Origin of the sequence: Sphingobacterium puteale (assembly GCF_003627955.1) — a bacterium.
GTDB lineage: Bacteria > Bacteroidota > Bacteroidia > Sphingobacteriales > Sphingobacteriaceae > Sphingobacterium > Sphingobacterium puteale.
Window position 1 is genome coordinate 81,637 of sequence record NZ_RBWS01000026.1, and the last position, 22,670, is coordinate 104,306.

The 22,670-nt window shown below is 37.7% G+C and carries 23 protein-coding genes; 10 read left to right on the forward strand and 13 right to left on the reverse strand.

What is annotated here, in order from left to right:
• Positions 1-15: 15 nt before the first annotated feature.
• Entirely contained in the window at positions 16-1,419 is a 1,404-nt protein-coding gene (lpdA, locus tag D7322_RS25660) for a dihydrolipoyl dehydrogenase (RefSeq protein WP_121127038.1), read from the reverse strand.
• Between the two features lie 68 nt (positions 1,420-1,487).
• Complete coding sequence (locus tag D7322_RS25665) at positions 1,488-2,084, reverse strand: TetR/AcrR family transcriptional regulator (protein WP_121127039.1); 597 nt, start codon at positions 2,082-2,084, stop codon at positions 1,488-1,490.
• 607 nt (positions 2,085-2,691) lie between these two features.
• On the opposite strand from D7322_RS25665, the gene D7322_RS25670 reads away from it, so the two are divergent.
• From D7322_RS25670 to D7322_RS25680, 3 genes are all read left to right on the forward strand, one after another.
• Positions 2,692-3,246 (forward strand): DUF4468 domain-containing protein, encoded by a 555-nt coding sequence (locus D7322_RS25670; protein WP_121127040.1) that lies wholly within the window; start codon positions 2,692-2,694, stop codon positions 3,244-3,246.
• Between the two features lie 579 nt (positions 3,247-3,825).
• Positions 3,826-3,963 carry a hypothetical protein gene (locus tag D7322_RS28655; RefSeq protein ID WP_183078848.1) on the forward strand — a complete coding sequence of 46 codons (138 nt, stop codon included), beginning with the start codon at positions 3,826-3,828 and terminating at the stop codon, positions 3,961-3,963.
• 475 nt (positions 3,964-4,438) lie between these two features.
• Positions 4,439-4,831, forward strand: a complete 393-nt coding sequence (locus tag D7322_RS25680) for a Rid family hydrolase (RefSeq protein WP_121127042.1) — start codon at positions 4,439-4,441, stop codon at positions 4,829-4,831.
• Positions 4,832-5,164: 333 nt separating this feature from the next.
• Here the strand turns inward: D7322_RS25680 and D7322_RS25685 are convergent, their stop codons facing one another.
• From D7322_RS25685 to D7322_RS25695, 3 genes are all read right to left on the reverse strand, one after another.
• On the reverse strand, positions 5,165-5,959 hold the full coding sequence (locus tag D7322_RS25685) for an SDR family NAD(P)-dependent oxidoreductase (protein WP_121127043.1): 795 nt from the start codon (positions 5,957-5,959) through the stop codon (positions 5,165-5,167).
• Positions 5,960-5,981: 22 nt separating this feature from the next.
• Positions 5,982-6,758, reverse strand: a complete 777-nt coding sequence (locus tag D7322_RS25690) for a type 1 glutamine amidotransferase domain-containing protein (RefSeq protein WP_245971475.1) — start codon at positions 6,756-6,758, stop codon at positions 5,982-5,984.
• 91 nt (positions 6,759-6,849) lie between these two features.
• Positions 6,850-7,413, reverse strand: coding sequence for a Crp/Fnr family transcriptional regulator (locus tag D7322_RS25695; RefSeq protein ID WP_121127044.1), 564 nt, complete (start codon positions 7,411-7,413; stop codon positions 6,850-6,852).
• An 847-nt stretch (positions 7,414-8,260) separates the two neighbouring features.
• On the opposite strand from D7322_RS25695, the gene D7322_RS25700 reads away from it, so the two are divergent.
• From D7322_RS25700 to D7322_RS25730, 7 genes are all read left to right on the forward strand, one after another.
• A complete protein-coding gene (locus D7322_RS25700; protein WP_121127045.1) occupies positions 8,261-9,313 on the forward strand; it encodes a DUF5694 domain-containing protein in 1,053 nt (350 codons plus the stop codon).
• 670 nt (positions 9,314-9,983) lie between these two features.
• Positions 9,984-10,112 (forward strand): hypothetical protein, encoded by a 129-nt coding sequence (locus D7322_RS29150; RefSeq protein WP_262707666.1) that lies wholly within the window; start codon positions 9,984-9,986, stop codon positions 10,110-10,112.
• Positions 10,113-10,493: 381 nt separating this feature from the next.
• Positions 10,494-10,991: a hypothetical protein gene (locus D7322_RS25710; protein ID WP_121127046.1), complete on the forward strand. Its 498-nt coding sequence runs from the start codon at positions 10,494-10,496 to the stop codon at positions 10,989-10,991.
• Positions 10,992-11,536: 545 nt separating this feature from the next.
• A complete protein-coding gene (locus D7322_RS25715; protein WP_121127047.1) occupies positions 11,537-12,388 on the forward strand; it encodes a helix-turn-helix domain-containing protein in 852 nt (283 codons plus the stop codon).
• 220 nt (positions 12,389-12,608) lie between these two features.
• On the forward strand, positions 12,609-13,445 hold the full coding sequence (locus tag D7322_RS25720; protein ID WP_121127048.1) for an SDR family NAD(P)-dependent oxidoreductase: 837 nt from the start codon (positions 12,609-12,611) through the stop codon (positions 13,443-13,445).
• Positions 13,446-13,539: 94 nt separating this feature from the next.
• The gene (locus D7322_RS25725) at positions 13,540-14,490 is read left to right on the forward strand and encodes a helix-turn-helix domain-containing protein (protein ID WP_121127049.1); all 951 of its coding nucleotides are present in this window, start codon (positions 13,540-13,542) and stop codon (positions 14,488-14,490) included.
• Positions 14,491-14,635: 145 nt separating this feature from the next.
• Positions 14,636-15,583, forward strand: coding sequence for an alpha/beta fold hydrolase (locus D7322_RS25730; protein ID WP_121127050.1), 948 nt, complete (start codon positions 14,636-14,638; stop codon positions 15,581-15,583).
• 798 nt (positions 15,584-16,381) lie between these two features.
• Here the strand turns inward: D7322_RS25730 and D7322_RS25735 are convergent.
• The 8 genes from D7322_RS25735 to D7322_RS25770 form a co-directional block, all read right to left on the reverse strand.
• The gene (locus tag D7322_RS25735; protein WP_121127051.1) at positions 16,382-17,146 is read right to left on the reverse strand and encodes a LytR/AlgR family response regulator transcription factor; all 765 of its coding nucleotides are present in this window, start codon (positions 17,144-17,146) and stop codon (positions 16,382-16,384) included.
• The gene (locus tag D7322_RS25740; RefSeq protein ID WP_121127052.1) at positions 17,127-18,158 is read right to left on the reverse strand and encodes a sensor histidine kinase; all 1,032 of its coding nucleotides are present in this window, start codon (positions 18,156-18,158) and stop codon (positions 17,127-17,129) included. The genes D7322_RS25735 and D7322_RS25740 overlap by 20 nt, the downstream gene beginning before the upstream one ends.
• 77 nt (positions 18,159-18,235) lie before the next feature.
• Complete coding sequence (locus D7322_RS25745) at positions 18,236-18,634, reverse strand: DoxX family protein (protein ID WP_121127053.1); 399 nt, start codon at positions 18,632-18,634, stop codon at positions 18,236-18,238.
• A gap of 68 nt (positions 18,635-18,702) precedes the next feature.
• A complete protein-coding gene (locus D7322_RS25750) occupies positions 18,703-19,737 on the reverse strand; it encodes an alpha/beta fold hydrolase (protein ID WP_121127054.1) in 1,035 nt (344 codons plus the stop codon).
• A 42-nt stretch (positions 19,738-19,779) separates the two neighbouring features.
• Positions 19,780-20,214: a hypothetical protein gene (locus tag D7322_RS25755; RefSeq protein ID WP_121127055.1), complete on the reverse strand. Its 435-nt coding sequence runs from the start codon at positions 20,212-20,214 to the stop codon at positions 19,780-19,782.
• Positions 20,180-21,211, reverse strand: a complete 1,032-nt coding sequence (locus D7322_RS25760; protein WP_121127056.1) for a heme-binding domain-containing protein — start codon at positions 21,209-21,211, stop codon at positions 20,180-20,182. Before D7322_RS25760 ends, D7322_RS25755 begins: the two co-directional genes overlap by 35 nt.
• A 126-nt stretch (positions 21,212-21,337) precedes the next feature.
• Positions 21,338-22,111 carry a DUF1223 domain-containing protein gene (locus D7322_RS25765; RefSeq protein ID WP_121127057.1) on the reverse strand — a complete coding sequence of 258 codons (774 nt, stop codon included), beginning with the start codon at positions 22,109-22,111 and terminating at the stop codon, positions 21,338-21,340.
• A gap of 57 nt (positions 22,112-22,168) precedes the next feature.
• On the reverse strand, positions 22,169-22,630 hold the full coding sequence (locus D7322_RS25770; RefSeq protein WP_121127058.1) for a protein-disulfide reductase DsbD N-terminal domain-containing protein: 462 nt from the start codon (positions 22,628-22,630) through the stop codon (positions 22,169-22,171).
• Positions 22,631-22,670 lie beyond the last annotated feature (40 nt).

The window sequence follows — 22,670 nt, forward strand, 5'->3', positions numbered from 1 at the left end:
ATAACTTTAAATATATTAAATATTCAATGATGGTCTTCCTGATGCTATTGTATAAGCCTCTTTTATTACCTCTGAATAAGTCGGGTGAGCATAACTCATGGTAGCCATACCATTCGCGGTTACTTCATATTCCAGTCCGACAACAGCCTGTGCAATCAAATCTGCCGCACGGGCGCCGATGATATGCACTCCTAATAGTTCACCGTATTTCGGATCGGAAAGAACCTTTACAAAACCTTCCGTTTCCATTCCTGCTCTGGCCCGGGCGTTCACTGAAAAAGGAAATTTACCGATAGTATATTCCACGCCCTGTTTTTTTAATTGTTCTTCGGTAGCGCCTACAGAAGCCACTTCGGGCCAGGTGTACACTACCGAAGGGATACGGTCGTAATTGATATGAGGTTTCTGACCATGGATTCTTTCCACGACAAACACTGCTTCTTCTTCTGCTTTATGCGCCAGCATCGCGCCACCGATGACATCTCCAATCGCGTAAATGTTTGGGGCTGTTGTCTGGAGCAATTCATTGACTTTCACCGTACCATTGTTATTCAATTCCACGTTGGTGTTTTCCAAACCCAGGCCGGTTACGTAAGGTTTTCTGCCGACAGCAACCAGGATATAGTCGGCGGTTAGGTCTTGTTCTTTCCCTTGTTTATTTTTGAAATAAACCTTAGCTGTGCCGGCAAGATTTTCAGCTTTATAGACTGCCTGCTGAAGTTTGATTTCCACGCCTTCTTTGGTTAAGATCTTCGTTAAAGCCTTTCCTAATTCACTATCCATCGTCGCAATAAGATTATCAGCATATTCTAAGATAGTCACTCTGGTTCCGATTCTGTTGAATATGGAAGCCATTTCCACACCGATCACGCCGCCACCGATGATCACAATGCTCGCGGGTTTTTCCTGCAATGCCAGCGCTTCGGTAGATGTGATAATCCTCTTTTTGTCGACGGTAATGCCGGGAATGCTGGACGGTTTCGACCCTGTGGCAATAATGAACTTATCTGAATTAATAACAGTTTCGATATGATCATCGTGTACAATTTTTAAAGTTTCAGTATTGACAAAAGAACCTGAGCCCCTGAAAACCGTGATCTTATTTTTTCTCATCAGGAAATCCAGACCTTGCGTGTTTTTGGTCACTACCTCGCTTTTTCGTTTAAAAAGCTGTTCAACATTGAGCCGGAGATCCGAATATTCAATGCCATGTGCCCGGAAACTGCTGAGCGCATCTGCATAATGATGCGTGCTGTCCAGCAATGCCTTTGTAGGAATGCAACCTACGTTGGTACAAGTGCCACCCAGCGTATTATACTTTTCAATGATGGCTGTTTTATAACCTAATTGAGCGCTTCTGATAGCTGCCACATATCCGCCGGGACCTGAGCCTATTACGGTAATATCAAATGTTTCCATTTTATTGTTTATATATTTTTAATTGTCTAAAAAAATAAACCGATTGGTCTTTTTGTGGTCAAAAAAAATTATGCTTTCAAATTCCTGATCAGTTTTTCTAAAAAAGACATCGCTATATTCAGCTCTGTCATATGATTGTTGACCTTTGCCTGCATAAACGCACCTTCGATCATTGAAATCATCACTATTGCAATTTCGGCCGGATCGGTATCTGCTTTTATTTCGTTTCTATCGATACCGCGTTTGATTTGATTTTCTATGGAAGTCTTCCAAAAATCAAGGGCTTTTTGTACACGTTTTCGGAGTGCCGGATGTGTATCATCAGCCTCAGTAGCAGTATTTAAAATAGGGCAGCCCGCCTGTAAATAGGGATACCTGAAATAGTTTTTGTAGGTATGGGGATAAACCAGCAATCTTTCGATAGAATCTTCAGTTGCTAAAATACGATCTTTCATATGCTGGGTTATCTTACCAAAATTGTAATCAAATACACTTAATGCAATCTCATCCTTATTCTCAAAATTGCCATAGATGCAACCTTTGGAAAGGCCGGTAGCGCTCATGACATCATTTATGGATGTGCCAGCATAGCCATTCACATTAAAAACCGATGCTGTTTTTTCGATAATTAAACGTTTGGTATTTTCAGATTTAATCGTTTTCATCAAGCATGAATTTTAATACGGCATAAAAATATGAAAAAAATAAAACGATCGGTCTTTTTTTTGAGAAAAATAATTAATGTGCCTATTATCTGATTGAGAAGATAAATGGGTTTTACGAACATTTGAATTTGTAACAATAAAATGGATACCAGGTTAAGCTGCAATATTTTTATTGATTTTTCCGGAAAACTCTTCTGGTAATAAGGCTCCTAAGGCAGAATATTACCATTTTCGATTTTACCATGTCTTACTACAAGATACTTAATAAAGGATACATGCGTAAGCATTCCACCGGTATTCTGAGGATATGTAAGAATAACAAAAAGGAAAAGGTATCGGATGCGAAATAAAATAATTATTTAAACAAATTTTGTGGATAATTACCTGTTTGCGGCACTTTGAGCATCGTATTGGGAAAGGTGGAATAAGAAAGTCCCTTATTCACGAGGATGAGAGGGAAAAATTCATTTTGAGTTTATAAAAATCCAATATGCATTGGGGATTTACTTATTTAAATATTCGAATATATACTTTTGGCATAGTATCTGTTGCCGTAACAACAGATGTTCATGTAATTGGTCCTAATTTTAGATAAATACGCTTGATAATGATAAAGAGTCTTTTTGTTGTTTTACTGTTTTTAGTTACAACGTTATTTGCAAACGCGCAGTCGATGAAATTGACTCCTAATGACTTTGTAGATGCTGCAGACGAATCGAAGAATTATGTCGTCCTGAATTTTGCAGGAAAATCGCAAAGTGATCTATACAAAGCAGTGCTGAAATTTGTAAATTCGTATTACAATAACCCGGAGAAAGTTGCAACAAAAATAGAAGGTGAGCAGATTGTCGTCGATGCAATTAAAGAAAAAGCAACGGCTTGGGGCAGAGGTAATGATCTTGATTTTTTTTATAAGATTACGATGGACTTTAAGGATGGGCGGCTGCGGTTTTCCCCAAATTATAAATACCTCGAAAACTACAATGGAATTGAATATCCATTGGTAAAAAAAAGTAATCTTTGGGTAAAGACAGCTCTTTTCAATACAGATGGTAAAGTGAGGCGAGAAGCTGCGAAACAGGAATTGGAAAAGTTTATCAATAATTATATTATCGCGATTACAAATAGTATAAATACGAGCAAGTCGAATGACAACTGGTGAAAAAATATACCATTAAAATGATGAAACAGCCTCCAATGAAGGTTTTGCTGTTCCCCAGCCGATGACTCCTATTACGATTCGAAAATACAGTAGATTCACACTCCATCGCAAAATCCGTCCAAAAGGTGAAAGCACGAACAAATACTCACATCACATCTGGACGCTTACAGTAACCGTAAAATAGGTTCCGTTCTGGGTATTTCCCGTAATACAGTCAACACCTACATTCAGCTTTTGCAGGCAGCGGCTATAGGCACTCCGTGGGGCAGAAATCTATCTGATCGAAGGCAAAGTCGTTGTAGAATATGGCTGTGCTTCTATTGAGGTAATCCGCTGCGTCAAGATGCCGCTAAAGCCCGATCCAAGGAGTGAGTAGGTAAAAAAACATGTCCTCGCTAAAGGGCCTTTCAAAATATCTGTGGAAACCGATATTTGAAAAGCTGTTTCAGTTAGCGGAGTATTGCAAACTAAAACCGGAGGAACTGGAAATGTACAAATGTAAGTTTAAGGAATAAATGGGATGCGGAGAGCATCCGAAGCAGTTAGGAGGAGCTCTTAAAAAAAGCGCGCGAAAAGGCAATGGCCGAAAAAAGAGCCGAAGGAGAAGCTCAAGGTGAAGCTAAGGCAAAAGATGAGGTAATAAAAAAACTTTTGTCTTCGAATAAGTTTTCGAATTCGGAGATTGCCAAACTATCGAACGTCACTGTGGAATTGTAAATGAGGTTTAGGCGGAGATAGCTAAAGGAAAATAAAGCATATAACAATACAAGGAATCAACATACCAATTACAGCTAGAAGCTCCTCTCTACTAGCAATGTGATATTTCTCATATGCTGCGCCATCGAAAATTTCCAATTCATCAGTATCTAACCTTCGTTTATAAACTTGATTAGTTGTCAAATTAAAAAAATGCCCCAATTGGGTTATTTTTAGATAAAATACTATATTATGAAAAACAACAATCAATAATGTAAATTACGATATTTCGTAATTTACATTATTGATGATTTGTGGTAAATTATTGATAATTAAACATTTGCATTTATTGGCGTTTCCCTTGCTTTATAAGTTGTCAATTATAGATTATTAGTAAAATAGGTTTGCCAACTGTCTAACCGGGCGAATAAAAATTCTTCTCAATAATCTAAATTCGTGGAGTTCTATAAAACATAATACTATAAAAATTCAAGAAATGTCAAACAAAAACAAAAATGCAGAGGGTTTTGGAATGCCCTGGGAGGAAATTTACGGTTATTCACAAGCCATAAAAAAAGGAAATACAGTTTGGATCTCGGGTCAGCTTGGTCACAATGAAAAGGGAGAGTTACCGGAAGGAATGGATGCGCAGATGAAACAAACATATGCCAATATCAAAGAACTATTGTCTAGGTTCGGAATGAATATGGATCATGTTGTTGAAGAAGTTATTTATACTATGGATATGGCTACGGCATTTGATGCCCGAAAGAACTTTAAAAAAGAATATTATTCCGATCCTAAGATGGTTGCCAGCACTATGGTGGGTGTAACTGGACTTGCGTTACCGGGGCAATTGGTGGAAATAAAGATTATTGCAACTGAATAACTAGTTATTGATTTATGCTGTACACGTGACTTTAGTTAAGAAGTTTTATTCTGGTTTTTCAATAAAATTATCAGCAATGGTTGGCACAAATGCCAACCATTGCTGATTTTTGGTTAACTTATTTTACTTAGTTCTTCCCATAATGCTGTAAACAATTTTGATTTAAAAGAATATCCGGACTTATCGGTAAATGCCCCGCAATTGATGTCGCTCCGAAGAAAGGATAGAAAGAATTTTCTCTAAAGTTTGCGACTGGGATCATCGTTGGATGGAAGTAAATAGAACCGTTCGCCATCTTCTCTAATAAAGTTAATGGCAAACGGAGTTCAAAAATTATATAATCGCTTTAATTGTTCCACCTTCTACGCGAATAGCTGCTCCGTTTGTTGCAGAGGCCAAGGGACTTGCATAGTAAGCAACGGTATCGGCGACTTCTTCGACTTTGGCGAAACGCTGTATTAAGGAAGTTGGGCGGATATCTTTGAAGAAATTAGCTTCCGCTTCAGCTGGAGATATATTGCCTGCGGCAGCCATATCATTTACGAAACCTTCGATCCCGCGCGATTTTGTTGGCCCCGGTAAAATAGCGTTTACTGTAACTCCTGTACCTTTAGTCATTTCGGACATTCCCCGGCTGATGGAAATCTGTGCTGTTTTTGTCATTCCATAATGAATCATTTCCTCTGCCTGCGAAACAGCGGTTTCGCTCGAAATGAAAATAACACGACCCCAATTTTTTTCTTGCATTTTTGGGACTAAGGTGCGGCTAAGGCGCACGCCACTCATAACATTGATATCAAAAAAGCGAAACCAGTCTTCATCCGGGATTTCAGCAAATGGTTTAGGTTCAAATATTCCCACGTTATTAATAAGGATATCTATGTGCGGTAATTTTTGGATGAGCGCATTAATATCATCAACTTTACCGAAATCTGCTCCGATTCCGGATATATTAATGTTGCCCGACGTATTTTTTAAATTGGAAACAGCTTTATCTACAGCCTCCTGCGTTCTACCGTTGATAATTACATCTGCACCTTCTGACGCTAACCTTTGGGCGATTGCATAACCGATTCCTGCAGTTGATCCACTTATAAATGCTGTCTTTCCGTTTAGTTGTAAGTCCATAATTTTTTTTAAATATAAATGTTTATTTAAGTAATGATAGTATTGCTTCTCCTACAGCATGTGCAGACTGGGGATTTTGTCCGGTGACTACTCTCTGATCTACTGTTACGTGCTCTTGCCAAAGTCCTGACTTTTCAAATATTGCACCTTGTTCTATCAGTTTAGTCTCAAGTAAGAATGGAACTATGTTATCCAATTTCACTGCTTTTTCTTCCTCGTTGGTAAAAGCATTTATTTTTTTTCCGTCCACTAGATAATTGCCACTGCTCAGTTTAATATTAACCAATGCGGCTGGTCCGTGGCAAACTGCACCTATAATGCCGTTGTTTTCGTAGATGTTTTTGGCAATGGTAGCGAGCTCTTCGTTATCAGCAAGATCCCACATTGCTCCATGACCACCTGCATAAAATATAGCAGCATATTCTTCTGGCTTGATTTGTTTAGGACTCATGGTATTTTCGACTTTTGTCCGATATCTCGTATTATTCCAGAACAGATAATTTACCTTGTCTTCCAGATTAAATCCATCTATCGGAGCTTTACCACCTTTTGGGCTGACAAAATCTATTTCGTACCCTGCGTTATGCAATACCTCCCACGGATGGGCAACTTCGGATAGATAATATCCTGTTGGTTCGTTAGTGCTTCCTTTTTTATCGTGACTGGTGACCACAAAGAGAATTTTTTTCATTTTATTTGATTGTGGAGCTTGTGCGTTTGCCGAGCTAACAACCCCTATAAAGAGTGCAAGTGCCATAGCGATAAGTTTTCCGGCAAGATATTTAAATGTTATTTTCATTTTTGAACTGTTTGATTACAGTACAAAAGTGATGATTGTAGAAAGGGTGGGACAGGAAGTAAGTCACAAAATTTTTGTGATGTAGATCACGTTAGGAAGAGAGGCGGCTTAAAGTCTCTCTGGAAACACCGAGATAAGAAGCGATTAATGTCTTGGGAACTCGCTGAAATAAGATTGGAGAGCGCTGTAGCAGCTCTTCATAGCGTTCTTTTGCACTGCTGTTAAGTAAGGAAAGGATTCTACTTTGAAGCGCAATATATCCGAAATTAGATTTACGGCGAAAGAAATGTTCAATTTTATGCATCTCCGAGCAAAGCTTCTCGCGATTAGTAAGTGAAAGGCATAGTACTTCGACGGCTTCAATGCAGTCAATATCTAGGATTGCTTCGGTCTGGTTAAAATAAGCCTGGAAATCCGAAACCCACCAGTCTTCCATAGCAAACTGGAGAATATGTTCTTTGCCATCATTATTGGTGAAGGAAGCTTTAAGCAAACCCTTAACAACAAAATAGTCGTATTTCACTTGGTCCCCGGCCTGTACAAGGAATTGGTGCTTTTTAAGTTTTTTCGTCGTGAAATGAGAAAGGATATAATCGAACTCCTGATCGGTTAAAGCTGTTATTTTCTCAAAATGTTCTCGTAATAGCTTGCTCATTATATCTGTATCTTTCTTAAAGAAGGTATCTCGTTTTAAAATCCAGTATTGAGGGGTAAAATTACAAAAAATTACAAAGTGTATCTAATCAGCTTTGCTAAAGTGAAGAGGAATATGCTAAACATGCAGAAGTACTTCTAAGCACACTATTTTGCAGAATACTATCTTACATTTACTGTATTAAATTAACCAACCTCTAAATTTATGAGTATTTATTATACAAAAACTTAAGATCTTTTGCATGAGCGGCGTTAAATATAATCTATGCTAGCCTTGAAAATTGAATTACCTTCGCTATCGAAAATCACGATACCGCAATCCTGGCAGTTCTATCCGAGGTTCCAAATTATTTTTAAGATTGTTTAAATCAACTCGATCAAAGGCATTATTGGAAAGAAATACTGTTCACAAAGCACCATGTGAAAGCTCTCCTTTCTTTGTTAATGACCAAGCTGTTTTTGGAAGTTTGCCACTTAATCATGGTTCATGGTATCAATATCATGTGTTTTTGCATCATATTCCTGAATAAATTACAATTATGGTTACTAATTCTTAAAAAATTCAATAATAACTTTATTTCCTTTTAAAGTTGTAAAAAAGGAACGAAAAACAGCGAGAGGGACAGAAATTGAAGGAATTATTGAATTGAAAATATTAATCTTTAGAATTATGCATAGAGCAAGAATAATTGAGCAACATTTGGCCGTTGCGGTTAAAATTGTACAGATTTATTTGTATTTTTAGTTCTGTAGATGACATAAGTGCTTGGTATATAGCTTATAATCCGTAATATCAAGTTTTTAGCTGAATAAAGAACCTCCAATAACGGAATAATAGGATACGAAATATGAAGTATATCTTTTATTTATTTTTTTTAATCTCGATCAATGCCAAAGCACAGGATATTGAGGTTTTGTTAATAGGTGTTTCCCATGATTATAGTAAATATCCTACCCAGGATTTTTCCAGCATCCATCATAAAATTAAAAAATTTAAGCCTGATGCCTTTTTTGGCGAGTTTTTGAGTAGAGAAGACGAACGGTTGCTGATGGAATATTGGTGTAAACAGCCAAATATCACTCGGCTACATAAACTAAGTAACAATCGACCTATAAAAGAAGTACTACTGCAGTATACCGTTGACAGCTTGAAGGAACGATCAAAGCAGCAGCCAAATGATTATCATGTGAAAGCCGATTTAGCGCATGCCTATTATCTTGATCAGGATGTGGCAAATGGGCATTATCAATACTGGCAAGTTTATAATTTCCTGCGGCATCAACCTAATGCCGAATTTGAAAATTATATCGAAAAATTACTTAGCCCTAGGGTAGATACCACCGGACGAAGTATGAAAAGGCTAAAAACTTCTGAATACGCCTATATAGCCTTCCCGATGATGCAGGAGCTAGGCATAGAAGAACTGATGTCTATGGATTGCCAGGACTATGATTTGAATTGGCAAGCATCGTGGGGAGCATTTGACGCAAAATTTGTCTTGTTTAGGAAAGATATAGCCGATTCCTCTAAAAATCATCTGAAAACGGCTTTGATAGCTATTGACAAGGGTTTTGAGAAATATGCTCATATCGAAAAGTCTTCAAATATGATAACCGAATGGTTGAATACTGATGAGGCCGCACAGATTTCCGCCTCAGGAGATTTTTACTTGCCCGATATGTATAATATGAATGGGTTTCCCAAAGAAGAAATGCTGTCAAAAATACATTGGTGGATCATGAGAAATGAGGGAATGTGTCATAATGTTGTCAACCGGGCTAAGATGGTAGGAGCTAAAAGAGTCGTAGTCCTAGCTGGGGCCAATCATAGAAAATACATGCAGGACATTTTCAAGACAATGCATGCAGTGAAAGTGAGAAACATCAATGAAGCAGACTAAAAGCGGTGTTATCATTCTATGCCATATAAGAATTCCGCTACGAAATCTATCTGCGGATTTTTATATTTATGTGTAAGCTTTATTTTTCTTAAGAATGGTATCTGATTGAAAATAAGTGACGTGCTGTTGTTTTTATGCTCTTATTTTTAATACGCAAAAAGGCTTCAGCATCACAATCGATCTTTGTGTTAATGAAAAGTTAATGCAGCACGAAGAAATGAGAGCATAAACCATCAAGAAGCTAATGGAGATGGAAACGAGCGAAAGAGTATGTACACTTTCAGCCTGTGAATCTGGAAGTTAAGGTGGGGTTTTCCGTCGATCGATAGTGATTACGACCTTCGGTTTATTTAGTATAAGAAAAGTGGAGGACTGCACCCGCTTGTTTCAGCTGCCTATCGAAATGCGGTTTCCGATAATCGATGACCTTGATTTAGTGGACTGGGATTTGTTTAAAGTACTCCTATTTCAACGGAAGTTCCATTGATGCCGACCGCTGCGAGATCAGTATCTTGTTGGCCTGCTCAATAATCGCACAGGTTACTTGCAGCATAGTGACTCAAAGTTATGATTATCTTGTTTGAAGCGATCTGTCGTGAAAAAGTGCGCTTTCTTAGTTACATCTGTGTAATTAGCGGTTTTTATGTAAGTTTGGACATGCCATATTACGATGACAGCATATAAAGAGCATATCGAAATTTTTAAAGAAACTTACGGCAGCCGTTTTGAGGCCTGGCGGGCACTCATTGATCCAAAGGAGAAATTGTATCCGGTTTTGTTGGAAATGGGACGAAGGTAAATTTGAGAACAGTGGACTTGCAAATGAAATCGGCAGTATGAGATATTAATACGACATCCATACCACAGAGAATAATGCCATCAGCTATTCTTTCCAGAAACAAATGGTAGCCGAAAAAAATATCAAAAATACTTTTGAAATTGAGTCAGGGCATAGTTCATTGATTTCGAAACCGGTAGAATTGGTTTCAATTTTCAATAAAATAGCATGTAGCAATTAATTAGTGGATTAACATTCTAGAACAGCTTTTATATTTAGATGAATGGTTCAGGGAATATGAACCATTTTGCCAAATAATTGAACAGATCTGCAAAAAGATAATCTTTTCTGATTCGCAATTTTGAATAATCAATAGAAAATTTAAAATTAAAACATAAAATTATGGCTTTATCAAATTTGGGTATTTTTCATACCGTAATTGGAATCATAGCGATTGTGTCAGCAATTATTTGCCTGGTAAAAAGCGGTAAAATCAATCTGGATACGCTGGCAGGAAAAATCTATTTTTACTTCACGTTGGTTTCGTCCTTGACTGCATTGGGTCTATCAAGTGTCAAAGGGGTTAACCCAGGTCATATTCTGGCATTACTGATCGTGATTTTATTATCTGTTGCCTATTTTCTATATAAAAGAAAGAAGGGCAACAATGGTTTTCGGTTTATAGAAAACTTTTTTCTATCGTTCAGTTTTTTTCTTTCCTTAATTCCTACCGTTAATGAAACATTTAGCAGAGTGCCTGTTGGAAATCCGATAGCATCGGGACCAAAAGATCCAATCATTGGAATAACTATCCTTATAATCTTTGTTTTGTTCATTATTGGTTCAGTAATGCAGTTCAAGAAGCAAAAAAGAATAAATAATAATTATATTATGCGCTAAAATTTTTGAGTAATCAATGACATTGTTAGGAAAATATCCAAATGTCTTTGGATTGAATAATTATTTTGGCTATTTTAAATCCATAAAACCTACAGTTCTGGTTTTATGGATTTCTTTGGTTAGGATAATGATGCTATTTCCTCAATCATAAGGCTTACTAAGATTTATTTTTAATACAGTTCACTTTGGCTGACCCAAATCAGTCCACTCTTGATCTAAGTTGACAAACAATTGAACCGATTTTTGCAAAGCTTGACTTAATACAAACCTGTAATTTCGATTTAATTTTTTAACAGGTTTTAAGATTACCTTTTAAAGAATTTCCCCTATATTGAAAATGCATTTTAATAAAGGTAAAATTGTAAATAATTCTAAACTGTATCTTATGAAATGCAAAAAATATCCGATTTTATTATATCCCACTTTGGTATATAGGGGGATCTGGTATTGTTCTTTCAGTTATTTCTGTCATCTTTGCTATCTATTTTTGGAGACGAAGGGGAGAATTAGAACCGATACATTCTTTTAATATTTATTTTTTTTACATGATTACAGACTATAAGAAATTTGAGCTTTTTGGGAAAACACTGATTCAGAAAGTTGATTTTAAGCCACCCTTTCAATTTGCTTTTCCGGTTTCTGAACAGGCTTGCTTCCTTTATATGTTACGGGGTGAAATTGAATATCGGTCAGAGAGTGATCATCTGAAAATAGAAAGCCAACGTTCATTATTGCTTAATTGCCTGACATCCGGTCAGCAGATACAAAATGCCGATTCGCAAAAAGCGAACGAGATCATCATTGTTACCTTTCATCCTGATGTCCTTAAAAAAGTATACGATAAGGAGATTCCGCTGATCTTTAAACCCAGTAATCAGGTCACCAATCAGAGTAAAAGTGCGGTAAATAACGATTTTCTGATCCAAAAGTATATTGAGGGATTGCTTTTTTACTTTGAAAACCCGTCATTGGTAAATGATGAAATTCTTGTTTTGAAGCTTAAGGAAATCATTCTTTTATTGTCTCAGACCCGGGATGCCGAAAATATTCAGGTCATACTTTCACAACTTTTTTCCTCTACTACCTATTCGTTCAAACAGATAATAGAAGCCAATCTATTTTTTCAGCTGGGAATCGAAGAACTTGCCCAGAAAACGAATCTAAGTGTTTCTTCTTTCAAACGGGAATTTAAAAAACTCTATGACGATTCGCCGGCGAACTATATTAAGACCAAAAGGCTCGAAAGAGCGGCGCAACTGCTTTTGGCTACAGGTGAACGCGTCACGGATATCGCCTTTAATTGTGGTTTTAATGATCTAGCAAATTTTACCAAAAGTTTTCACGACAAATATCATGTTTCCCCTTCGAATTACCGACTGACGACAAGGGGAGAATGACAAATTTTCAACAAGAAAATTTTAGTTGAATTTTTCTGAATCTTAGATTCGGTAAAAAGGTTCCTTATACTATAAATGATAAGTTAGGTATTTTAAGAATAAAGCGATGTAATACTTTACAAATTTAACTTTCCTCATTTTGGTTATGATAATCCTCATTTTAGCAACGTAAGTACGTTTATTTAGAACCAGCTTTGTAGTATCATTAATACGATAAAAAATGGAAAATAGACAAAATGAAAAAGTTTGGTTCATTACAGGATCATCAAGAGGATTTGGAAAAATATGGACAGAAGCTGCTTTGAAACGCGGAGACAAAGTCGCTGCTACGGCGCGTAATGCCAATAGTATTTCCACATTAAAAGAAAAGTATGGCGATCAGGTATTGATTCTTGAATTGGATGTAACCAATGCCTCACACGTGCAAAATGCTATTAACAAGGCCCACGAATATTTTGGAAGATTAGATATAGTGTTCAATAATGCCGGATATTCTTTGGTAGGAACCATCGAAGAGGGCAGTACCGATGAGATAAAAGCGATGTACGAAACCAATATTATAGGGCCTATCCATGTGATTCAGGCAGCATTACCTATAATGCGGGCCCAAGGTTACGGCCATATTTTGGGGACATCCAGCGCTGTTGGTATTTATAGTAATCCCCTTATTGGGTATTACTGTTCTTCAAAATTCGCGTTTGAAGCGATTTATGATAGTTTATCTAAAGAAGTTGCCGCATTTGGCATCAATGTAACGCTGATTGAACCGGGAGCTTATAATACTGAATTTGGCAGTGCTGATTCGCTAAAAGTAGCCAGCAAAAAACTGTCGGAGTATGATGCTTTAAAAAGCAGGCTGATGGAAAATTTACAGAAGCTGAAACGAGGAAATCCTACAGCCACTCCCGAGGCTATATTTGCTGTGGTAGATGCAGAAAATCCACCGTTGAGATTACTTTTGGGTAAAAATGATCTGCCACATATCCGACAAATCTACGCTGAACGCCTTCAGGAATGGGAAACTTGGAAAGCTATTTCAGAAGCGGCCCAAGATTAATCCATCTAAGATATTTTTGACAAGCTACTATTCGCTTTTCTTTGAGTGGGGAAAAGCGAATATTGCTTAACTTGTAATCTAGAATTTTTATAACATGGCTTCAAAAAAATCGAATCATTCCGTAAAAAGATTTCATACGCTGTCTGAAGTAATGGATGCCTCTGGTTTTCCGCCCCCAAAGCACCCTTTAATCGTTTTGTTGAATGGGGTAGACAAACCGCTTAAAGGTCGTGCACCCAATAAATCGCACGTATTGAATTATTATAAAATAGCTTTTAAACCTGATGCCGGGGGAGAATTAATGTATGGTCAGACTAAATTTGATTTTAAAGAGGGAGGTTTGTTTTTTGTAGCTCCACAACAAATTCTCTCATCAATAGAAGCGAGTGATAAAGAGGAAACTGTGGAACAAGAAATACTCAGTCCACAGATCACACTGCTTATAGATCCTGATTTCTTGCTGCAATACCCGTTGGCAAAAAAGATCCATCAGTATCACTTTTTCTCTTATGCTGCTAATGAAGCATTGCACCTTTCGGCCAAGGAAAAAAAAACCATTCTGTCGCTATTCAGAGATATAGAAGATGAACTTGACAGCCGTATAGATGACATGAGCCATAATGTGATCATATCGCAGATTGAACTGTTATTAAACTATGCACAACGGTTTTATAACAGGCAATTCTTGACCAGAAAACAAAACTATCCTAGTCTTACCGACCGTATCGATGAGTTGCTGGAGGATTATTTCAATAGTGAAAGGGGGCCAAGTGGAGGAGTTCCAACCGTTAATTACCTAGCTGACCAGCTTCATATGTCAGCAAGTTATTTAAGTGATCTGTTACGAAACTTTACAGGTCAAAATACCCAGCAAATTATCCATGATAAAATGATTTACCGGGCAAAGAATATGTTATCTACCACAACTCTCAGTATTGCTGAAATTGCATTTGAATTAGGTTTTGAACAGCCTCAATCCTTTAGCAGATTGTTTAAATTAAAAACAAGCCAAAGTCCACAGCAATATAGAACTCAATTCAATTAATTTTTACAGTAGGGGTTTTAGTGTTTTCTTTAACATCTGGAATGTCCGATCCGGGTGCTAATTTGCCCGGTTTAACTATTTTGTCCTTATTTAGCTTGTGTGATTGACCGAAGTTTGCTTTATAATCATTCTAAAAAAGATAATAATGAAAACAATTAGAAAATTTACAATCGCAGGCGCATTATGTGTATCTCTTTTTTCTGCTGTAGCAATTTCATGTAGTGATGACAACGAATTTCCGACAGAACAGGAGTCGTCGCCGGCAAATCATAACAATGCAAAAACTAACTTTATCAGCGTGAAAGGAGTAGAGTTTGCTTATCGCAGCTGGGGTAAGGAAGGAGGAATACCTCTAGTGTTATTGCCGGGAACTGGTGGTTCTATGGATGACTGGGATCCCGCGGTGACCAATGGACTTGCAAAACAATATAAAATAATCATTTTTGATAACAAGGGAGTAGCTTCGTCCAAAGGGACAACTCCTAATTCAGTCCAAGCAATGGCCAATGACGCTATTGATTTTATCAAAGCAATGAACCTTGGAACCGTAAATATCATGGGATTCTCAATGGGAGGATTTGTCGCCCAAAGAATTGTGTTAACAGAGCCAGCGATAGTTAATAAGATTATTTTGGCTGATAGTGGACCTAAAGGAGCAATCGGTCTTGCGAATCTTCCAAATATTGTTGCGGGAACTGCTGGGCTTACCGCAGAAGAATCCTACTTAAAATTCGGATTTACTGATTCACAAGCAAGCATTACGGCAGGAAAAGCGTCGTTTGCCCGTGTACATCTACGTACTGTTGATCGAGATCCGGCACTAAATGATGCTACTTCAACCGCTCAATTTACTGCAGTACTCGCATGGGCGCAACCTGATGCAAATGCACTTGAGGAAATTAAAACCATTAAAAAACCTGTTCTAATCGTTCATGGCGATAAGGATCTTCCAATTTCTGTTCAAAATGCATATAATATGAAACAAAATTTAGAGAACGCTGTACTAGTTGAGTTTTCAGATTCTGGACATGCGGCTTTTTATCAGAATCATGAAGCATTCTTAACAAAAGCACTCGCATTTTTGGCACAATAATATACTAAATATCAAAAAGCTTATTAATGCGCCTAAAGTCTATAGGAACGTTTATCCATTTACATACAACAACCATAAACTGTGTGGACATTGTCTAAGATGAACTATTTAGCCCAGCTGTTCGGTGCGGTTTATGCCCTAACACTTAACAATGTAGGACATTTTGGACCGATGGAAAACGCTGAAGTTCTTATTGAATGAATAAAAAGGGACTTTATAAACAAGTAATGAGCAATGTGATAGGAAACAATGGCAGCTTAGACTTTTAATTCTGGGCAGATCAACTATAGTGGTGATCTGCCCATTTTGATTTTATAGAGTACCAGGGAATATAATTTTTAAAGTAGAGAACAGGCTAAAGTTGAACAAAAAAATATAAAGTATCTTTTCGAATTACCAGCAAACATCATTTTGTAATGACTTCACTATTTTGAGTTCCTGGAGCTTATCTATTTATAATATCGTGTAGATCTTCAAATTTATAGAAGACATTTTAATGCCTATTGGAAATGATCGGTGAGAAGTTTAACGCGATTATTATCAAGATCAATTAATAGGCTTATTCCAGTGAAATAGATCAACTAGGTACGATGTTTTTAATTTTGGTATTGGTATTCTTTTTTTGAGCTTGTTCATTGTTTGAATGTATTGCCGGGACAAATTATCGTGACGGTAAAGGCTTTTAAACCTAACATACGCCATGGAGCCTGCTAGGTTTAAAAGCTTTCTATTTCAACAAGATATCAAGGGGTGTTTGTTGGCGTATCCAGAATAATCACACCTGACGTTCTAACTAGCCTAACGTTCTTCCAGCCAATTCAGGAACATGGCGGTTTTATCTTTGCCGATCAAAAGTTTTTCTTCTGTTGGAACGGTCAGTTTTACAAAGAGTTTTCTTCCAAAATAATGCTCAACTTCCTTTACGGCAGAAAAATTGATGAGATACTGTCTGTTGAGTCTAAAAAACTGTTTATCGGAAAGGATGCTTCCCAAATGATCCAAAGATTGGTTAACATCATATTGTTCGCCTTTAAAGGTTACAAGGGAAGGGGAGGTATAGTTGATGTAAATATAGGCGATATCATCCGTTTTGACTGTCAGGTATTTATTATTTTTAAAAACCAGGAAACTCGTTTTTTTACTTTCTTGATCGGTGATCCGACTGATTATATCTATAAGATCATTGGCAGAGGCTTTCTGGAAGATATTTTTAAAATTATACACTTTCTCAAAAGCATTTTTAAGATCATCTTCCGAGAATGGTTTGAGCAGATAATCAATCCCGTTTTCTTTGATAGCTTCCATAGCATATTCACCGAAAGCTGTGCAAAAAATTACTGGACATACGATTTTGACAGCTTTAAAAATGTCAAAGCTAATACCATCGGAAAGCTGGATATCCATAAAAATAAGCTCTGGCGATGGGTTATTGGACAAATAGTCTATAGCGCCCTCGACACTTTGGATCTTTGCCAGAACCCGGGAATTTGGCTGCAAATGTAATATCAGATTTTCAAGTGAACGCGCAGCTTTAATTTCGTCTTCAATTATTAGGATGTTCATATAATATGGGAAGTTTTATGATGAATTTTTCGTCTGTTGCTGTAACGATAATATTTTTCTGGGTAAGATGGAGGTACCGTTGATTGATATTTTTGAGTCCCATTCCGGTGGAAGGCTCTGGAATTTTCCTTTCCTGCAGGTTGTTCTCAATGACCAAATAATCTTCTTCCTGATAGATTGCAATGTAAAGCGGTTTCTCCAACGAAACAATATTATGTTTGATGCAGTTTTCAACTAATAGCTGCAGGGTAAAAGGAGGAATGTAAGTGTCATAGCTATCACTTCCAAGACTTTGTGTCACAAAAAGGCCTTCTTCAAAACGGGCTTTCAATAGATATACGTACGATTCCATAATGGCCAGTTCTTCTTTTAATGTTAGGACTTTAAGCTTTAGACTTCCAAGAGTAAATCTGTAGAAATCAGCAAGTTTTAAAATAAATTCCGAAGATTGCTCATCATGGCTCTCTACCATGTATTTTAGGGTGTTGAGACTATTAAAAAGAAAATGGGGATTTACCTGTTGTTTTAAAAGTTCATATTGTGCTTCAAGATTTGCAGCCATCGAACGTTCCAGTTCGCGTACGAATTGTTGATTAAGATAAGTCTGGTATAATATATGGATAAACATATAAAACGTTAGGTTGATCAATATCCCTCTTACCTCGTACATTAATATTTGGGGGCCGAAATTTAGGTGAGATAGAATATAGTATTGAATGGAAGAGAGGAAAAACATCAGTATTAAACCCACTCCCAATCCCCTAAACAGCTGACCTGACAGTACTTTTTTACTGCCTGTTTTCTTTGTATAAGCAGGTATTGAATAGATGTTATAATACCAGATCAATAAGGCAAAACCGGATGTTACAGCGAAATCGGCTATGCCTTCAGCAAGAACAAAGTGGTGGTCTACAATTTTAGGGATTGAGGTTAATATTCCTAATGAAATTGAACTAATCCATATCAGACGGCCCGAAATTTCAAAAGGTATTTGCTTTTTGGGTTTAAACATTTTAATGAAGGTTGTTTTCTGTTTGAAGTTATGTTTTTTATGGGTTATTTAAATCAAAACTCATAAAAAATCATTTTTTAGTCTTGAGACAAATTCTCCGTGTAATCAATAAAGTGGATTTTGTTAAACGCGTAGTACGTAATGGCCAGGACTATAAAGGCGATTATCGCATCGATTGCCGAAGGCAAGCCAAGTACTACAATCTTTGAGAAGAAAGCAAAACTGATGTCAAAAAACATCCCTGCAAAAATCCATTCCTTGATCCTATTGAAACGATTTGGAATAAGGAAAATGATACTTCCTACAATTTTAAATATACCTAGTATATGAATGAAATGTGCCGGATATCCAAGTTTTAGTGTAATATCCCAGACCACCGGGCTCCTTGTCAGCTCAAAGAAACCACTAGCGCCAAACCATAATGACATAAAGATGCGTCCGCCAAGATAAATTTTTGTGTAAGTTGAATGTTGCATGATCAATTTTTTTGCCTTTTAAGCGTGTTATTAAAATTATTTATACTGTTTTGATGAATAATCATTGTTTACTGCGCCATTATGTCGGCTTCAATGATCGCGTTGGCGAAAGCCTCCGGTGCTTCCTGAGGTAGGTTATGGCCAACACCACCATTTAAAGTATGATGCTTATACTTACCTTTATATTTTGATGCATAGGTTGCTGGCGGCGGAAAGGCTGCCCCATTTGCATCTCCTTCAAGGGTTACCGTAGGAACAATAATATCTGGAGCTTTTGCCAGCTTGTCTTCAAGTTCGTCGTATTGTTTTTCGCCTTTGGCCAATCCCAGCCGCCAACGGTAATTATGGATAACAATATCCGTATGATCAGGGTTATCGAATGATTTTGAGGAACGTTTATAGGTCTGGTCATCAAAGTTCCATTTTGGTGAAGCTGTTTTCCAGATCAGTTTATTGAATTCCTGTGTATTTGCTTTGTAGCCTTTATAGCCTCGTTCAGTGGCGAAATAATATTGATACCACCATAGAAATTCGGCATTTGGTGGAAGCGGGTTTTCGTTCGCTTTGGGGCTGCCAATAAGATATCCACTTACCGCGACCAACGCCGAACAACGTTCAGGCCACAATGCTGCGATAATATCCGCAGTTCTGGCTCCCCAGTCGAACCCACCGATAATCGCCTTTTCAATTTTCAGTGCATCCATAAATTTGATGATATCAAGTGCGACCGCAGACTGTTGCCCGTTTCGCATGGTTTTGGCAGAAAGAAATGTTGTGGTTCCGTACCCCCGAAGATAAGGGACCAGTACACGGTATCCCTTTTTGGCAAGGATAGCGGCGGACTGTTCAAAGCTGTGGATGTCGTATGGCCATCCATGAAGAAGGACAACCGGCTTACCTTTACTTGGTCCGATTTCAGCATATCCTACGTTTAGAAGCCCTGCTTGGACAGTTTTAGTCTGCTCAAAATTTATCGTATCTGCTGTTTCGCTCTTTTTTTCATTAAACGACGTTTGTGCATTTAATCTGGAGATTCCTGCTCCCATCATCATGATGATGGAAAATGTGAGCATCTTGGTCATTGTATTTAGTTGCATGTTCATTGTGTCAATATTTAAGTGGGTTTAAATTTTTAAGCTGGATAATTACTGCGGTAATTTTAGGGGCTGGTATTCAAGGATCGAACTGATGCGCTGCTTGTTGGATTCATCCGAAGAAACCTTTCCGAATTCGATTCCATAGTCGAGATTTCCCATTTGATCTGTTTTAACGGCCTCGACACTTAACAATTCACCATTGACCTTACTTCCAAAATAATTTGGGTCATCTTGCATCTTATAGGTCACGAGCTTAAGTTCTACTCCTGCAATTCCTTGTTTTGTTTCCAGTGCTGAAATTCCCTTTTGGTTGCCATAAAGTGCAGACACGGTCTGTAGGTTTGGATTAAATGAAGATGAAATAAACTTCAGACTTCCTGGGTCAAACATAAAGCGGATTTTTCCAGTTTCCGATTCAGGATTTTTGGCACATGAGCCAAAAATTAAACTACTGAATAGAAGTATGTATAGGACTTTTTTCATTTTGAGCTGTTTTTAAATATTGTTCAATTAATTTCCTGGAATTTACTTTTGGTGGTACATTGAAAAGATAACCTGTTGATTCAGCAAGCTGCCTGTGGCAACTGATACATGACTGCTGTGCGAACAATGCTGTTTTTCCTGTTGGTTTCAATTCCTGTCCATTGAATTTTGCAAATCCCCAGCCTTCAGTTTCCGTATATTCTTTCCCATCTTTGACCATGTATTGCATGTTCACAAAGTCACCCGGTACAATTTCACCATTCACTTTTTTTGTCTGTTTAAAAACTACCTTTGCTACTGCGCTTCCATCAGGCCAGGGATGAATATTTTCTTCCTGAATCGCTTTTACAGCAATGTCATTTCCGTAGATTACCCGTATGCTGTTGTCAATGAGTGTACTCATGCCGATCACTTTCCAATTTTTGAAGTCGGCATTGTAGCTGATCCCATTGGGAGAAACTGGAACTACAGCTTGTACGGCAGTGGGCAAAGGCTCTACTTTAGGACCAGCTTCCACAGCGCTCGAATGTGCAGGAATAAAACTGTCTTTTTTTGAAAGAGACAGAGCAAACTGCTTAATGATCTCAATCTCTTTTTGTGAGAGTTTAGCTCCCGGATGTGTCATGGCATAGGAGGGGAGAGGCATCTTTTCGGCACGAACCATATTGAATATGGCGTAGAATTTCCCCTTTTGCTCAGCTTCGGATAATTTGTCCCATTCCGAAAAATTCATTACTTCACGGGCTCTCCTGATGTCTTTGTTGACGATCCAGGAAATCGGAGCGAGTTTATCCAAGAAAGTGAGATTTTGAGCATTTGAATGACAGTCATAGCAGGAGCGTTCTAAAACCTGAGTTACCTCTTTAGGTACATTTTTCATAGGGCCGGTCACCGGCCTTTGTTCGATCGGCGCATTGAAAAACTGTAAGGCTATAAAACCTGCTAATATACAGAGTAAGACAATGGGTAATATTCTTATTTGTTTTACGTGCTTCATGATATTTTCTCTTTTGTTTTGATAAAATTATAGCAAACAAAGCCAGTCGAAAAGATTAAAGGCGTTGAACCGGACATATTGAAAGTTGAATAAAGCATTTCTGCCGTTGGACCGGACAGGGTTTCCCTATAAACTTACGCTGGTCGCATCAATGATTTCTCCAGTATTTTGGTTCTGTTCAAAAGCGATAATTTCCCAATCTTCTTTGGTATCCGGAAGTTTGAATGAGAAGCTGTCATTGGCGCGAAGTGTTCGGCTCTGTAGATCCCGGACAATTTGTACATGCGATAGCGCTTTTCCTGCGTTTTCACCTGCTGACACCTGCGAGGAGGCTTTCTTTTGAACAAGTGCCATGAGGATTGCTGAGTTTTTCGATGCTGATTTTGACGTGTAGCTGATCTGAATAGATTTACCTTCGGATTTTTCTATTTTTACAACCAGGTTTTCCGCATGGGTCTCCAGCATTGCCGATTGTATGCTGCGCAATACTTTGGTGGATTCGGAGCCAACTGTTTCTGTCTTGCCATTGATTACCATCTGAGGCGTGTATAACGTCCTTAGGTTCATCCACGTTGCATATTGTTTCTGTCTTTCTGTGAACCAGGCCTTGCTGAAACGGTCTTTCCATCCCTGATGATCCCAATAATCTACGTGGTATGCCAGAATAAAAAGTTTCTTGTTTTCGTTATCCTTTTCGAGCCTAGCGATCAGTTCATCTGCCGGAGGACAGCTCCAGCAACCCTCGGAAGTGAATAATTCGACGACGGCGAAGCTTTTATCCGTATTTTTTGCTTTGATGTTCTCCAATTTATGGTCATCTGCAAATCCTTTGAAAGCCATGATCAGTGTGATGATCAAAGGTAGACTTAAGACGTATAATATCTCTTTTATCGATTTCATGCTATTGATTTTTATTTTATTGATGAAAAGATGAAATAATGATTTTTGATATGTCCATTATAAACTAAAGATTTTGAGCGCAAAACCGAAGTCTTGAGGTGGAATGCAGATTTCATCGCTGCATTGCATAAACTGAATTGTCCCCCTGATCGTGCCGTTCTTTCCTTTTATTTTGATTCTTTGACTAAACTCAACATCGTTCTCGAAATAGGTTACAGGAATACCCAATACTTTTTCGAACTTTCGAAGTGGTGTGGGTTGGGTCACTTCCCCTACCAGTTCATAAGATTTATCAGGCAGGAATTTAAAGTTCATTTTTATGGGGCTTTTGGAGCTATTGCCCAGTGCATACATATGCCACCCCGGGGGTATTTTTGCTTTCATGGAAATTTCCCCTTCGTCTGTGGATTTTCTTTTGAGTATACATTCCCATGTTACCTGACTATTGAAAGTCTGGCCTTTGGAATAACCGCAGAATATCATTAGGACTGCGATCATTAAAATTGCTAGCTTTTTCATTTTTCTTATTCTTTTAAATTGTTAAAAAAGTTGTTTTGTT